Source organism: Sorangium sp. So ce887 (genome assembly GCF_051521455.1).
Lineage (GTDB): Bacteria > Myxococcota_A > Polyangia > Polyangiales > Polyangiaceae > Sorangium.
In genome coordinates this window covers 6509523-6524283 of sequence record NZ_CP150354.1, presented here as the reverse complement: position 1 = coordinate 6524283, position 14761 = coordinate 6509523, and the positions used below count along the sequence as shown (strand labels likewise).

The 14761-nt window shown below is 72.5% G+C and carries 9 protein-coding genes; 3 read left to right on the top strand and 6 right to left on the bottom strand.

Features of this window, described 5'->3' with window-relative positions:
• Nucleotides 1-12: 12 nt before the first annotated feature.
• Nucleotides 13-663: a cytochrome c3 family protein gene (locus tag WMF36_RS24060; RefSeq protein ID WP_437573075.1), complete on the bottom strand. Its 651-nt coding sequence runs from the start codon at nt 661-663 to the stop codon at nt 13-15.
• Between the two features lie 290 nt (nt 664-953).
• Between WMF36_RS24060 and WMF36_RS24055 the strand changes: the two genes are divergently transcribed.
• Nucleotides 954-2396, top strand: coding sequence for a PQQ-dependent sugar dehydrogenase (locus WMF36_RS24055; RefSeq protein ID WP_437573074.1), 1443 nt, complete (start codon nt 954-956; stop codon nt 2394-2396).
• A 4-nt stretch (nt 2397-2400) separates the two neighbouring features.
• Here the strand turns inward: WMF36_RS24055 and WMF36_RS24050 are convergent, their stop codons facing one another.
• Nucleotides 2401-3492: a hypothetical protein gene (locus WMF36_RS24050; protein ID WP_437573073.1), complete on the bottom strand. Its 1092-nt coding sequence runs from the start codon at nt 3490-3492 to the stop codon at nt 2401-2403.
• A 10-nt stretch (nt 3493-3502) separates the two neighbouring features.
• A complete protein-coding gene (locus WMF36_RS24045) occupies nt 3503-5011 on the bottom strand; it encodes a serine/threonine-protein kinase (RefSeq protein ID WP_437573072.1) in 1509 nt (502 codons plus the stop codon).
• A gap of 276 nt (nt 5012-5287) precedes the next feature.
• Here WMF36_RS24045 and WMF36_RS24040 point away from each other — a divergent pair, with 276 nt between their 5' ends.
• A complete protein-coding gene (locus WMF36_RS24040; RefSeq protein WP_437573071.1) occupies nt 5288-5911 on the top strand; it encodes a TetR/AcrR family transcriptional regulator in 624 nt (207 codons plus the stop codon).
• A gap of 131 nt (nt 5912-6042) precedes the next feature.
• On the top strand, nt 6043-11358 hold the full coding sequence (locus WMF36_RS24035) for an AAA family ATPase (RefSeq protein WP_437573070.1): 5316 nt from the start codon (nt 6043-6045) through the stop codon (nt 11356-11358).
• A 90-nt stretch (nt 11359-11448) separates the two neighbouring features.
• Here the strand turns inward: WMF36_RS24035 and WMF36_RS24030 are convergent, their stop codons facing one another.
• The 3 genes from WMF36_RS24030 to WMF36_RS24020 are packed head-to-tail and all read right to left on the bottom strand — an operon-like array spanning nt 11449 to nt 14746.
• Nucleotides 11449-12609, bottom strand: a complete 1161-nt coding sequence (locus WMF36_RS24030) for a homogentisate 1,2-dioxygenase (protein ID WP_437573069.1) — start codon at nt 12607-12609, stop codon at nt 11449-11451.
• Nucleotides 12609-13772: a 4-hydroxyphenylpyruvate dioxygenase family protein gene (locus tag WMF36_RS24025; RefSeq protein WP_437573068.1), complete on the bottom strand. Its 1164-nt coding sequence runs from the start codon at nt 13770-13772 to the stop codon at nt 12609-12611. Before WMF36_RS24025 ends, WMF36_RS24030 begins: the two co-directional genes overlap by 1 nt.
• Nucleotides 13769-14746 (bottom strand): fumarylacetoacetate hydrolase family protein, encoded by a 978-nt coding sequence (locus WMF36_RS24020; RefSeq protein ID WP_437573067.1) that lies wholly within the window; start codon nt 14744-14746, stop codon nt 13769-13771. The genes WMF36_RS24025 and WMF36_RS24020 overlap by 4 nt, the downstream gene beginning before the upstream one ends.
• Nucleotides 14747-14761 lie beyond the last annotated feature (15 nt).

Genomic DNA, 14761 nt, shown 5'->3' with positions numbered 1-14761 from the left:
TCCTTCGCGCGCTCACCTGTGGCAGGTCGAGCAGTGCAGGAGGCTCCGCACGCCGAGCTCCTGCGCGATCTGCCGGCCGATCCGCGCCGCGTCGGGGCCGGCGTCCCAGTCCATGTCCGCGATCGCGGAGAGCGGGCGGAGGTGCCGCTCCGGCGCCCTGTGGCAGTCGAGGCACCAGCCCATCGTCATCGGAGACACCTTGTAGACATCGGCCATCTGGTCCACGCGGCCGTGGCACGTCACGCAGCCGACCCCCTTGTTCACGTGGATCGCGTGGTTGAAGTAGACGAAGTCGGGGACGTCGTTGACGCGGTTCCAGGGGATGGGCGTGTCCGAGAAATAGCTGCTCCGGACGAGCTCGAGCTTGGGGCTCTGATTCCAGATCTGGCTGTGGCACCCCATGCAGAGCGCCGTCGACGGCATGCCCGCCGGGCCGGCGCGCTCGACCGTGTCATGGCAGAACCGGCAATCGATGGCGTCGTCCTGCACATGGTGCCTGTGGTCGAACTGCACCGGCTGCTGCACGGGCAGGTTCTGCCCGGTGTTCCACTCGGTTCGCACGTAGATCATCGGCGCTGCCACGGCCGCCGCGCCGCCGAGGAGGACGGCGGCGATGGCGAGCCGGAAGGCGGTGTTGCTCCATCGCGGAAAAACGGATGCCATGATCGCGTGTGGCCGGCCTCGCTCGATGTGCGGCGATACGGCCATCTCCATCGATGCGTGGATCGCTGGGGTCGTTTCGCGATCTCGCCATCTCGCGGGCGGCGGGATCAGCGCGCTAGGGCGATCCCGGAGCGGCGCCGTCCGGCATGCTTGTCCCGCGCGCGCTCGATTCCGCTCGATTGCGTTCGATGGCGCTCGATTGCGTTCGATTCCGCTCGATTGCGCGCCGCGCCGGTCACGAACACCCGTTCTTCGCCTCCAGGGACGGAGATTTGCGATATTCTCCTGCGATGAGGCCATCGAGCTCTGCCCTGTCGCCCCTCCTGCTCATCGCGCTTCCCGTGGCGGCCGGGCTCGCCTTCTTCGCGTGCTCGCGCGACGAATCGCTCTCCCCGCTGTCGCTCGGCGGCGGCGGCGGGGCCTCCTCGGTCTCCTCGACCGGCGGGCCGGGCGGGAGCGGCATCGAGGGAGGCAGCGCCGGCGGAAGCGGCGATGCCGGGGGGAGCGCCGGCGGGGGCGGAGCCGATCAGGGCGGCGCGGGTGAGGGCGGCGCCGGCGGGAGCGGCGGTGACGGCGGCGGCGGCGCGCCTGTCGCGCGACCGAGCTGCTCGCCGCCGACCGAGGACGAGGGCTCGCTGAAGCTCACCCCGGTCGTCACCGGCCTCCGGTCACCGCTCCTCGTGAAATCTGCGCCGGGCGACCCCACGCGGCTCTTCATCGTGACGCAGCCCGGTCAGATCCTCGTGCTCGAGGAGGGGGCGACCGTGCCGACGACGTTCCTCGAACTTCAGGACCTCGTCCTCTTCGCGGGCGAGCGCGGCCTCCTCGGGCTCGCCTTCCACCCGGAATACGAGAGCAATGGCCGCTTCTTCGTTCACTACTCGGATAGGGCGACGGGCGGCGACACGCGCATCGTCGAGTTCGCGCGGGGCGACCGCCCGGACGTGGCCAATCCGGCGCCGGTGGCCACGGTCCTCGAGCAGGCGCAGCCGGAGCGAAACCACAACGGCGGCTCGCTGGAGTTCAGCCCGGTCGACGGCTTTCTCTATCTCGGCCTCGGCGACGGCGGGAACAGCAACGATTTCGGCCCCGGCCACGCGCCCATCGGCAATGGCCAGGAACTCGCGACGCTGCTCGGGAAGATCCTTCGCTTCGACGTCTCGACGCACCCGTACCGCATCCCGGAAGGGAACATGACCGGTGAGGGCGTCCTGCCCGAGATCTGGGACTACGGCTTGCGGAACCCGTACCGCTTCAGCTTCGACGTGTGCACGGGCGATCTCTACATCGCAGACGTCGGACAGCGACTGTGGGAGGAGATCAACATCGAGCCGGCGGGGCAGGGCCGGAAGAACTATGGCTGGCGCCTCATGGAGGGCGCGCACTGCTTCGTGCCCGCGGAAAACTGCGATCCTGACCGCATCACCACGCCCCCCGCCGCCGAGTACGCCCACGCCGGGCGGGTCATCGAGGATTGCTCGGTCACGGGCGGCTACGTCTACCGGGGCAGCAGGATCCCGTGGCTCCGGGGGAGCTACTTCTTCGGCGATTACTGCAGCGGCCGGATCTGGACGCTGACGTACGAGGGCGGGGTGGCGTCCGCGCCCGTCGACCGGACGGACGATCTCGGGTCGTTCGGGTTCAAGCTCGCCAGCTTCGGGCAGGACGGCGTGGGCGAGGTCTACGTCACGGATTTCGGCAGCGGCACCGTGTACCGCGTCGATCCGGAGTGACGGCTCACATGGACCAGCGGAGCCCGGCGTAGCGCGGGCCGATGACGAGCTCGGGCGGCGGCGCCGGCGCGGAGGCGGCCTTCCTCTCCGGCTGAACCGGCACCTTGCGGCCGCCGATGATGGCGAGCGGGATGCCGACGCCGGCGAAGACGAGGCCGCCGATGACGAGCGCGTACCCGGCGTCCATCTCGCTGTCCTCCTCCGCGTAGCCAAACTCTTCCTCGAGCGGGTCGAGCTCCTCCCCGGACTCGCAGCCCGGGCCCGAGCACGCCGAGGCGATCGCCAGGGCCCCGCCTACGAGGGCGACGGCGCCGATGCTCGTCAGGACGATGCCCGTGACCATCATCCCCTTGCTGCGGCGCCGGGTCAGCGGCTCGGCCGGGCGGGCCGGCGCGCGTCCGGCGACCGGCGCGAACATGGCGCCGCTGGCCGGCGGCGCGGCGGCGCTCACCGGCGGCGCGGCGGTGCCGCTGGCCGGCGGCGTGGCGGCGCGCGCCGGCGCGCCCGCGGGCAGCAGCGGCGGGATGGCCACCGTCTCCGAGGCGCCCGCCCGGGTGAGCTCGACGGCCTTCACGAACGGCGTTCGGCCGGCGACGGAGGCCTCGATCGTGTGCTTTCCGGGATCCAGGGGCACCGGCGTGCCCCACTGCGCGCGCCCCACGGGGGCGCCGTCGCGCTTCACCTGGAGGTCAGCCGGGGCGTCGGCTGGCGCCGTGATCGTCAGCCGGACGAGCCTCGGCTCCAGCGCCGTGGCGCGCTGCCGCGCGACCTTCTCGCGCTCCGCCTGGCCGGCGGCCTTCGCCGCGCCGGCCACGTCGAGGAACGTCGACCAGGCGCTCGCCGTCCGGCCGATCTGCTCGTAGCAGGCCGCGAGGTTGAACTGCGTGCCGATCCCCGGGTCGAGCCGCTGGCTCTCCTCGAGCTTGGGGCACGCGTCGGCGTACTTGCCCTGGGCCATCAGCTGCCTGGCCGCGTCGAACAGCGCCTGCGCGGCCGCCGTATCGGCCCTGGCGTCGCGGCCGCCCCCCACGAGGGCGGCGAGGAACATCGCGAGCGCCAGCAGGCGCCCGAGGTGCTGCATGGGCAGGCTCGTCATGGTCGTGTCCTCATTTGCGATCGTCGAACAGGTTGCCGCTGGTCGGCGCGGGGGCCGGCGCGGCGGCCGGCCGGGCGGCCCGGATCTGCGGCGCGGTCGCGGCGACTGCGGGTCGGGGAGCGGCGCTCGCCGGTCGCGCCGCCGCGGGCCTGGCGCTGGCCGGCGCCGCCGAGGCCGCCCGGGCCGGACCCGGCGCCGCGCGGTCGTCCGCGGGCGCGGGCGCCTCGGCGCCGCCCGGCGTGACGGCCGGCGAGAGCGCCGCGGGCATGTCCGGCGGCGCCGCGGAGCCCGCCGGCGACGGCGCCGCGGGCGCCTCCGGCAGCGCCGCGGAGCCCGCCGGGGACGACGCCGCCGAGGCGCTGCCGGACGGCTCGGTCGCGGCGCCGTCGCCGCGCGCGCGGGCGCTCAGGAAGCCGAAGACCGCGAGCGCGGCGACCAGCGACAGGCCGATGCCGGCCAGCGCGACGGCGAGCCCCACCGGCCGCTTCCGCGGCACCACCGTATCGGTCCACGCCGGGGAGGTGTTCACCATGGTCGGGGAGGTCGCCCCGCTCCGCGCCGGGGCGTCCGGCCGCGAGGGCGCCGAGCTCCGCGAGATCCCGCTGATCCGGTCGACGGACAGCCGCGCCCGACCGGTCACGAACGGCGCGAGCGCCTCGGCCAGCGCGCCCACGTCGCGGAAGCGCCGCTCCGGCAGCTTCTCCAGGCACCGGAGGATCACCGCCACGAGCGCCGGGGGCACGTCGGGGCGGAGCGAGGCGAGCGGGCGGGGGATCCCCTGCATGATCGCCACGCAGAGCTGCGGCATGGTGGCGCCGTCGAACGGCGGCGCGCCCGCGAGCAGCTCGAACAGGATGACGCCGAGCGACCAGAGGTCGGTGCGCGCGTCGACGTCGCGGGACGACTTGAGCTGCTCCGGCGACATGTAGAGCGGCGAGCCCATGACGGCCGTCGTGTCGGTGATCCGCGGATCGGAGCCGCCGGTCGCCACCTTCGAGATCCCGAAATCGAGCACCTTCACGCACGGGGAGCCATCGGCGCGCCGCGTCAGGAACAGGTTCGCCGGCTTGAGGTCGCGGTGGATGATGCCCGCCGCGTGCGCCTCGGCGAGCGCCTCGCAGGCCTGGAGCACGTACTCCACCGCGGCCTGCGGGGGCATGGGCCCGCCCGCGCGGAGCGCCTCGGCGAGATCGCTGCCCGACAGGTACTCCATCACCATGTACGGCGTGCCCGACTCGAGCGTCCCGACGTCGGTCACGCGCGCCACGTGCTCGCTCTTGACCTTCACCGCGGCGCGCGCCTCGCGCACGAAGCGCTCGGCGAGCGTGCGCGAGTGGGCCGCGCTGGGCAGCAGCAGCTTGATCGCGACCTGCTCCTCCAGCTGGAGGTGGGTCGCGGCGACGACGACGCCCATCCCGCCGATGCCGATCACCCGTTCGACGCGGTATTTGCCGGCGATCACCTGCCCCTGTCGAACCAGCCCTTCGGCTTCGTCGTGTGTCGGCGCGGTGCTCGTCATGGATCGGTCCCTTCGGCGCGCCGGATCGCGGATCTCGTGAACCGCGCGATCTTCGCGGAAGATCCGGCGCAAAGCCAGCCCACGATAGCCGCCGGGCGGACGGCGATCAATCTCGGGGCTCGGCTCCGACGCGCCGCGACCGCGCGCCCCGCACGGCCCGCGCGCCTCCCGCGCAGCCGGCGCCGTCGCGCTGCCCCGCGCTCCCCGTCGGCTCCCTCCCGCTGTTCGCCGGGCCACTTCCCCCGGGCGTGAATCCGAGAGAACATCGCTCACGTCATGGAGCACGGTCACCCCGGCAGCGCGAGCGAGCGGCGCCAGCGTATCCTCGAGGCGACAGAGCGGCTCCTCCGCCGGTATGGGCCCGCCAAGACCACCGTCGCCGACATCGCCCGCGAGGCCGAGATCGCCGTCGGCGCCGTGTACCTGGAGTTCGCCTCGAAGGACGCCATCGTCGAGGAGCTGTCCCAGGGCCAGCACCGCGCCGTCATGGCCGCCATGCGCGCCGCCGCGGCCGGGGACGACCTGCCCTTCTGCGACCGGCTGCGCGCGGTCTTCGACACCCGCGCGCGCTCGTTCCTGGAGCTCGCCGGCTCGGGCGCGCACGCGTGCGATCTCGTGCATTGCCAGAGCCGCGCCGTGAAGGCGGCCCACGCCCGCTTCCTCGACGAGGAGCGCGCGCTCCTCCGCGACCTCATCGCGCGCGGCGCCCGCGCGGGCGAGCTCGACGTCGAGGACCCCGAGCTCGCCGCGCGCGCGCTCCTGCGCGCCTATGCGAGCTTCTCTCCTCCGTGGCTGTTCCAGAGCTCCCGCGAGGAGGTGGAAGCGATGCTGTCCGCCGTCCACCGGATCGTCCTTTACGGCCTCGCCGGCCGTGAGCCCGCCCGCAAGCCGAAGTGTTGACTCCGGCGATGCCCATGTGACAGGCGCGAATCGCCGGCTTATCCTCCGATCCTCGCCGGGGGTCAGTCGGCGCGTCGCCAGATCGGAGCAGAGCCTTGCAAGCAGCTGTGGGCTATCGAAACGAAGAGGTGTTGCAAACGACAAATGAGCGATGGAGCATCGTGCGCGCCGTGCGCGAGAGCGACGAGAGGCGCGTGCTGCTCAAGGGTCACCTCGACTCACCTCGTCATACGAACGCTCCGGCCGCCGGCGCGCTCCTCAACGAATTCCAGATCACCCGCTCGCTCGACGCCGCGCAGGTGCTGAGCCCCACGCTGATGGAGCTCTGCGGCGGGACACCGGTCCTCGTCTTCGAGGACGAGGATCTCGTGCCCCTCGACCGGCTCCTCGCGCGCTCACCGCTCCGGATCGAGCAGCTCCTCACGTGGGCCGCGAGCATGGCCGGCGCGCTCGCCGAGGTGCACGGCGGCGGCGTGATCCACAAGCACATCCAGCCGCAGAGCTTCTTCGTCGACCCCGGGACCGGCGCGGTCCGGCTGACCCATTTCATGTTCTCGACGCGGCTCCGCAAGGAGCACCCGCAGGCGCAGAGCACGGTCGAGGAGGGCAGGCTCCCCTACATGTCCCCGGAGCAGACGGGCCGGATGAACCGGACCCTCGACTGGCGCACGGACCTCTACTCGCTCGGGGTCGTGTACTACGTGATGCTCGCCGGGCGCCTGCCGTTCGACGCCTCGGGGCCGCTCGAGTGGATGCACTCTCACCTCGCCCGACCCCCCGCGCCGCTGCCCGAGGACTCCGTACCTCCGGCCGTGTCGGCCGTCGTCATGAAGCTCCTCGCGAAGGACGCGGAGGAGCGGTACCAGAGCGCAGAAGGCCTCTCGAGAGATCTGCTCAGGTGCCAGCGCTCGCTCCGGGACGACGGTCGTATCGACCCGTTCCCTCTCGGCGAGCACGACGTCTCCGGTCGCTTCCGCATCCCGCACCGCCTGTACGGGCGCGAGGGGGAGGCGCAGCAGTACCTGTCGATCTTCGAGCGGGTGCTCGCCGGCAGCCGCGAGATGATCATGATCACGGGCTATTCCGGGATCGGCAAGACGTCGCTCGTGCACGAGATCTACAAGCCGCTCACGCGGGAGCACGGCTATTTCATCTCGGGCAAGCTCGACCGGCTCCACCGCGGGATCCCCTACTCCGCCGTGATCCAGGCGCTCCGGAGCCTGCTCCAGCAGGTGCTCGCGGAGAGCGCGGAGCGCGTCGGAGCGGCGCGGCAGTCCTTGCAGCGGTGCCTCGGGAGGAACGCGTCGCTGCTCGCCGACGTGCTGCCCGAGCTCGGGATCGTGCTTGGCGCCGGGAACGTCCCGCCTGCGCCGGCCGAGCTCGGCCCGGCGGAGGCCCAGCACCGCCTCCTGCTCGCCTTCCGGGGGGTCCTCCAGGCGTTCTGCGGCCGCGAGCAGCCGCTCGTCCTTTTCCTGGACGACCTCCAGTGGGCGGACGCCGGCACGTTCTGGCTCCTCGAGGGGCTCCTCGGCGGCGAGGATCTCGGGCCCTTGCTCCTCGTCGGGGCCTACCGCGACAACGAGGTGAACGAGAGCCACCCGCTGCTCATGACGCTGAGGTCCGTGCAGGCGAGCTCGGTGACGGTGAACACCCTCCAGCTGTTCCCGCTCCCGTTCGCGGCGCTGACCCGGCTCGTCGCCGACACCCTGAGGCAGGCGCCGAACGCGGTGGAGCCGCTCGCCCGCCTCGTCATGCACAAGACGGAGGGGAACCCGTTCTTCGCGCGGCAGTTCCTGCAGGCGCTCGACGCCGACGGGCTCGTCACCTTCTCCCCGGAGGAGCGCCGCTTCCGCTGGGACATCGAGAAGATCGAGGCGCGCGGGTTCACCGAGAACGTCGTCGAGCTCATGAGCGGCCGGGTGCGCAGCCTCCAGGCCGGCACGGTCGACCTCCTGACGATCGCGGCGTGCATCGGGAGCACCTTCGATCGGGAGACCCTCGCCGTCATCGCCGGCCTCGACCCGATCGAGATCGCGCGCCGCCTCGAGCCGGCGATCCGCAACGAGTACCTCCTCGAGACCGCGGGCGAGCTCTCGGGCGCGCCCGGCGAGGCCGCCGCGCGCCGCTTCCGCTTCCTCCACGACCGCGTGCAGCAGGCGGTCTACGGGCTCATCGAGAAGCCGCAGCGCGAGGCGATCCACCTCCGGATCGGCCGCCGGCTCCTCGCGGCCACGGCGCCGGAGGAGCGGTCCGAGCGCATCTTCGAGATCGTCGAGCAGCTCGACGAGGGGCTCGGGCTCGTGCGCGACGCCGCGGAGCGGCTCGCGATCGCGGGGCTCAACCTGGAGGCGGCCGTCCGGGCGAAGCACGCGACCGCCTACGCCGCCGCCCGGCGCTACCTCGAGGCGGGCCGCCGCCTGCTCCCGGCCGGCGCGTTCGCGTCGCACTACGCGCTCGCGTTCGCCCTGCTCCGGCAGCTGGCCGAGGTGGAGTACCTCCTCGGCGCGATGGACGCGGCCGAGGCGCTCGTCACCGAGGCGCTCGGCCACGCCAGGACGCCGGTCGAGAAGGCCGATCTCCTGAAGCTCCGGATGGTGCAGTACACGATGCGCGGGCGCTTCACCGACACCGTGGAGGCCGGGCGGGAGGCGCTCGCCCTCGTCGGCGTCGCGCTCCCCTCCCGCGCGAGCGCGGCGGAGCTCGACGCGCTCGTCGAGGCCGAGGCCGCGCGGGTGAAAGCGCTGCTCGCCGGGCGGGCGCTCGCCTCCCTGATCGACGCCGAGGAGATCGCCGACGGGAGCCAGAAGCTCGCCGTCGGCGTGCTCAACGAGCTGATGGCGCCGCTCTACATGCTCAAGCTCGAGAAGCTGAACTTCTTCGCGTGCTGCAGCATCGTGCGGATCTCGCTCGAGCACGGCCTGACGCCCGAGGCGTCGTACGGCTTCGCCATGTACGGCGGCCTGATCGGCCACTTTTACGGCGACTACCAGAGGGGCTACGAGCTCGGCCGGCTCGCCGCCGACATCGGCCTCCGGTTCCGCATGCAGGGCGACTTCTGCCGCGCCTGCTACATCCTCGGCAACAACATCCAGTCGTGGGTGCGGCCGCTCTCCGAGACGGACGCGCTGTTCCGGGACGGCTACCGCGCCGGCATGGACGCGGGCGATCTCCAGTTCGCGGGCTACTTCCTCATCTACCTGCTCCTCAACCCGCTCTTCCGCGGCGCCAGCGCGCGCGGGCTGCTCGACGAGCTGCCGGCCTCGCTCCGCTTCGCGAAGCGGACCAAGCACACGGTCGCCACGCACAGCCTCCTCGGCCTCCTGCTCGCGCTCCGGGACCTCACGGGCGACGCCTCCGCCGTGCCCGAGGAGGCGCTGACCGAGGAGCGGTTCCTCAAGGACTGCGAGGCGCACCAGACGCGCTACGCGCTCTGCCACCACCAGATCCTCAAGGCGATGTGCCTGTACCTGCACGGCCGCCCCGCGGACGCGCTGCGGGTCGCCGACGAGGCGGAGGAGAACCTCGGCTTCCTCGCCGGGAAGTTCCAGACCGCGGCGCTCCGGTTCTACCGCGCGCTCGCGATCGCGGCGCTCCTGCCGGAGGCGGCGGAGGGGGATCGGGCGCGGCTGCGGGCCGATCTCGACGCGTGCCGCGAGCGGCTGCGCGGCTTCACCGAGAGCTGCCCCGCGAACTTCTCCCACAAGCACTCGCTCGTCGAGGCGGAGACGGCGCGCGTCGACGGGCGCCTGGACGACGCCGCGAGGCTCTACGAGCAGGCCATCGCGCTCGGCCGCCAGCACGCGTTCGTCAACATCGAGGCCCTCGCGTGCGAGCTCGCCGGCCGCTTCTGGATGTCGCGCGGCAGGACGCGCGCCGCGCTCGACTTCCTGACCGACGCGCTCCAGGCCTACGGCCGCTGGGGCGTCGATCGCAAGATCGCGCTCCTCACCGAGGAGTTCCCGCTCATCAAGCCGGGGCGCGACCGCGGCGCGCCGGGGGCCGCGCGGGCGGACGTCTTCGACGTGGAGACGCTGCTCAAGGCGGCGCGCGTGCTCTCCCAGGAGCTCGTCGTCGAGCGGCTGCTCAGCAGCATGGTGCAGGTGCTCGTCGAGAACGCCGGCGCCGAGCGGGGGGCGCTGCTCCTCGCCCGCGGCGACGGCCTCGTGCTCGTCGCGCAGGGCGTGGCGCACCCGCCGGAGTCGCGGGCGCTGCCGTCGATCCCGCTCGAGGACCAGAGCGACGAGGTCTGCGCCTCGGTGGTGCGGCTCGCCGTGCGCACGCGGGAGAGCGTGATCCACGCCGACGCCTCCCAGGACCCGGCGCTGCGGGACGACCCCTACGTGAGCTCCCGCAGGGTCCGGTCGATGCTCTGCGCGCCGCTCCTGTTCAAGGGGCGGGTGCTCGGCGCGATCTACCTGGAGAACAACCTGTTCGAGGGGCTCTTCGGGCCCGAGCGGCTCGAGATCCTCCACCTGCTCGCCGCGCAGGCGGCCGTCTCGTTCAACAACGCGCTCGTCTACGAGAGCCTCGAGCGCATGGTGGAGGAGCGCACGCACGAGCTCCGGAGCACGCAGCAGAAGCTCGTCGACGCCGCGCGCAAGGCGGGGATGGCCGAGGTCGCGGGCAGCGCCATCCACAACGTCGGCAACGCGCTGAACAGCGTCATGGTGCTGCGGATGCAGCTCTCGGAGCGGATCGCGGGCTCGCGCGTCCCGCGGCTCGGCCAGGTGGCGCAGCTCCTGAAGACGCACAGGGACGACCTCGCGGGGTTCCTCGCGGCGGACCCGCGCGGCCAGCGGCTGATCGAGTACATCGACGAGCTGGCCCGGCACCTCGCGGCCGAGCAGGAGGCCGCGGCCGGCGAGCTCTCGGAGCTCGGCGAGTGCGCGAGCCGCATCCGCGACATCGTGTCCGATCAGCTGCGCAACGCCGGGATGAAGATCATCGTCGAGCCGGTCACGGTCTCCTCCGTGGTCGAGGACGCCCTGCGTGTCGGGCTGAACCGCGCCGAGCGCGCGCACCACGGCATCGAGGTCGTCTGCGAGCTCTCGGACGACGCGCGGGTCGAGACGGACCGGCACCGGCTGCTGCAGATCGTCACGAACCTCATCACCAACGCGCGGCGGGCGGTGTGCCATGCGGCGGGCCCGGATCGCCGGGTCCTCGTCCGGTGCGCGCCGCGGGAGGGGGGTGGCTGCTCGGTGGAGGTCGAGGACACCGGCGTGGGCATCGCGTCGGACCACCTCGCGCGGCTGTTCCAGCAGGGGTTCACCACGTGGCCCGAGGGCACGGGGCTCGGCCTGCACGCGAGCGCGCTGGAGGCCCGCCTGCTCGGCGCCGCGCTCCGCGCGGAGAGCCAGGGCCTCGGTTTCGGCGCCAAGTTCACGCTCGAGCTCCCGGCCACCGCGCCCCGGCGCGGGAGGATCCACGCCGAGGCGCTCGCTTGAGAAGGCGGCTGCGCGAAGCGGCCTCGGGGAGAAGGAAATCAACGAGCCCCTGAACCGCTGCTTCTCGGTGCGCCGAGCGCCTGATCCCGATCATGGGCCCGCGATGAAGCTGTCCTGGTAGCCGGGGTCCTCCACCGCGAGCGCGGCCGGGGTGGCCGCGAGCGGGCGGATCGTGTCGAGCATGACGGCGAGCTCGCTCGTCTCGCGGCTCCCGAGGCTCGCCTCGTACGCGCCGGGGTGCGGCCCGTGCGGGACGCCGGCCGGGTGGTGCGAGATGCTGCCGGGACCGACGCCGCGGCGCGAGGTGAAGTTGCCGCGGCAGTAGAACAGGAGCTCGTCGCAGTCGACGGACGAGTGGGGGTAGGGGCAGGGGATCGCCTCCGGGTGGAAGTCGACCGGGCGCGGCACGAAGCTGCAGATGAGGGCGCCCCGCGCCGCGAACGTCCCGTGCCAGTCCGGCGGCAGGTGTACGAGCCCGACGCGCGCCTGGAAGCTCTGGATCGGGAACGCGAACGGGTACACCGTCCCGTCCCAGCCGACGACGTCGAGCGGCGAGCGCTCGCAGGCGAAGCCGTGGAACGCGCCGCCGCGCTTCACGACGAGCGCGCGGATGCCCTCATCGAGGGGGCCGATGAACGTGGGCCGCCGGAAATCGCGGTGGGAGTAGGGCGCGTCCATCCGCAGCTGGCCGACCTCGTTGCGCCACCTGCGCGGGAGGTGGATGTCCGCCGCCTCGATCGAGAGCCACAGCTGGGGCGCGGCGTCCGGGAGGAAGCGGTGGAAGAGCCCCTTCGGGACGACGACGTAGTCGTCCCGCTCGAAGCGGAGATCGCCGAGCATCGTGCGCAGGACGCCGCCGCCGCGGAAGACGAAGAGCAGCTCGTCGGCGTCCGCGTTCGCGAAGTACACCGGATCGTCGTCGTCCGGCTGGGCGATCCCGATCACCACGTCGTCGTTGAAGAGCAGCGGCACGCGGCAGTCGATCGCGGGCCCGCCGCGCCGCGGCAGGTCCTGCGACCGGTAGTGCCGCTTCGCGAGCGGGCGCGCCGGCGCGGCGACCGGCAGCGCGAAGCCGTGCGCGGCGCGCGCGACCCGGTGCTCGTGCGGCCGGCGCTCGTGGTAGGCGATCGTGTAGGGGCCGTCGAAGCCCTCCCGCGTCAGGCACTCCTCGTAGCGGAGCTCCCCCGCCTCGCTCTGGAGGGCGATGTGGTGCTTGCGCGGGACGCTCCCGGCGACGACGCGGTCGAGCATCAGCCGCTCCCTTCCGCTTTCTGCTGCCGCTCGATGCTCTCGAACAGCGCCCGGAAATTGCCGGCGCCGAAGCCGCGGTCCCCCTTGCGCTGGATGAGCTCGAAGAAGAACGGCCCCGCGTCGGGATCGCGGTGCGTGCCGGCCGACTCCTTGAGGAAGATCTGGAGGAGATAGGACTTCGCGCCGTCGCCGTCGACAAGCACCTCGAGCTCCCGCAGCGCCGCCACGTCCTCGTCGATCTGCCCGATGCTGAGCTGCCGCAAGCGCTCGGGCAGCATGTCGTAGTAGGCGGCCGGGGTCGGCATGAACTCCACCCCTCGGCCGCGCATCCCGCGCACGGCCGCGAGGAGGTCGTCCACGGCGAGCGCCACGTGCTGCACCCCGTCGCCGCGGTGCTCCTCGTTGAAGACGTTGATCTGCGAGCTCTTGAAGTAGGGCCGATAAGGCTCGTTGTTCGCGAACTTCACGCCCGAGCCCGGGTCCCACATCACGGCCGAGCGCAGGCCCGAGCCGTGATCGGCGTCCTTCGCGACGTCGTTCGTGTGAAACGCGATCTTCCAGAACGGCTCGAGCCCGAGCACGTGTTCCATCCAGAGCAGGGCGGGCGCCATCGTCTGGAAGTTCGAGGTGATGTGATCGAACCGGGCGATCCCGAAGCGGTTCTCGCCGCCGCGCGGCGCGTCGTGGGCCACGCAGCCGGGGAACAGCGCCCGGTAGCCGCGCCGCTCCACGAAGCGGAAGGTGGTGTCGCCGAACGGCGTCGTGATCGAGAACGACGCGAACGTGCCGCCCTCGTCCGTCGCCCGGTGGATCTCGTCGATCGGCGTGCCCCCGCGGCCTTCGAGCAGCCGGAAGGCGCGGTCCACGTCCTCCACCTCGAAGATGATCGTGCCCACCCCGTCGGGGTGCTTGCGCAGGTAGCGCCACGCCCGCCCGCCCTCGCCGAGCGGCTGCGAGCAGACGATGGCGCACTCGCCGGCCTGGAAGACGACCGACCGCTGCGCCGCCGCCGCCGTGAGCTCCGGCGAGCTCGCGGCGATCTCCTGGAAGTCGAGCTTGTCCGTGTAGAACCTGCGGCTCCGCTCCAGGTCGCGCACGTAGTAGTGCAGCGCCTCCACCCGCTTGATGCCGAGCGACTCCGGCCGCTTCGCCGGGGTGCTCATCCGGATACCACCCGCTGCGCGATACGCCCAAAGAGGCTCTGGCCCGCGTGATCCAGCATCTCGATCATGATCGTGTCTCCTGGCTTCATGAAGGGCGTCCTCGCCGCGCCGTGCGAGAGGATCTCGAGCATGCGCTTCTCGGCCAGGCACGACACGCCGCGCGCCGGATCCCGGTTCGAGACGGTGCCGCTGCCGAGGAGGGTCCCGGCCGTGAAGCTGCGGGTCCTGGCGATGTGCTCGACCAGATCGGAGAACGAGAAGTGCATCTCCGGGCCGGCCTCGGGATCACCGATGAGCGCGCCGTTGTAGGTCGAGCGGAGCCGCAGGTGGACGCGCCCGTCCCGGAACGCGTCGCCGAGCTCGTCCGGCGTGATCGCGAACGGAGAGAACGCCGTGGCCGGCTTCGAGCAGAAGAACCCGAACCCCTTCGCGAGCTCGGCGGGCACGAGGTTGCGCAGCGTCACGTCGTTGGCCAGCAGGAAGAGGCGGATGTGCCGGTGGGCCTCGTCGCGGCGCGTGCCCTGCGGGGTGTCGCCGAGGACGACGCAGACCTCGGCCTCGAAATCGAGGCCCCACGCCTCGTCGCGCAGGACGATGTCGTCGGTCGGCCCGAGGAGGACGCCGGAGCCGCCCTGGTACACGAGCGGATCGGTCGTGAGCGTCTCGGGGGGCTCGGCGCCGCGCGCCTTGCGCACGAGCTCGATGTGGTGGATGTACGCAGATCCGTCGATCCACTCGTACGCGCGGGGCAGGGGCGCAGCGAGCTCTTCCACGACGAGCGGGGCCACCTCCGCGTCGCCGCGCTCGATGTCGTCGGCGATGCGGCGGAGCGCGGGCTCGGCGCGCTCCCAGTCGTCGAGCGCGGCCTGGAGCGTGGGGAAGGCGGCGCCGGTCGGCGCGTAGGCGAGGCCGTCGCGGCGGACGACGACGAGCGTGCCGTCGCGGCCGGGGCCGCGGAGAGAGGCGAGCTTCATATCGGGTAACCGGTT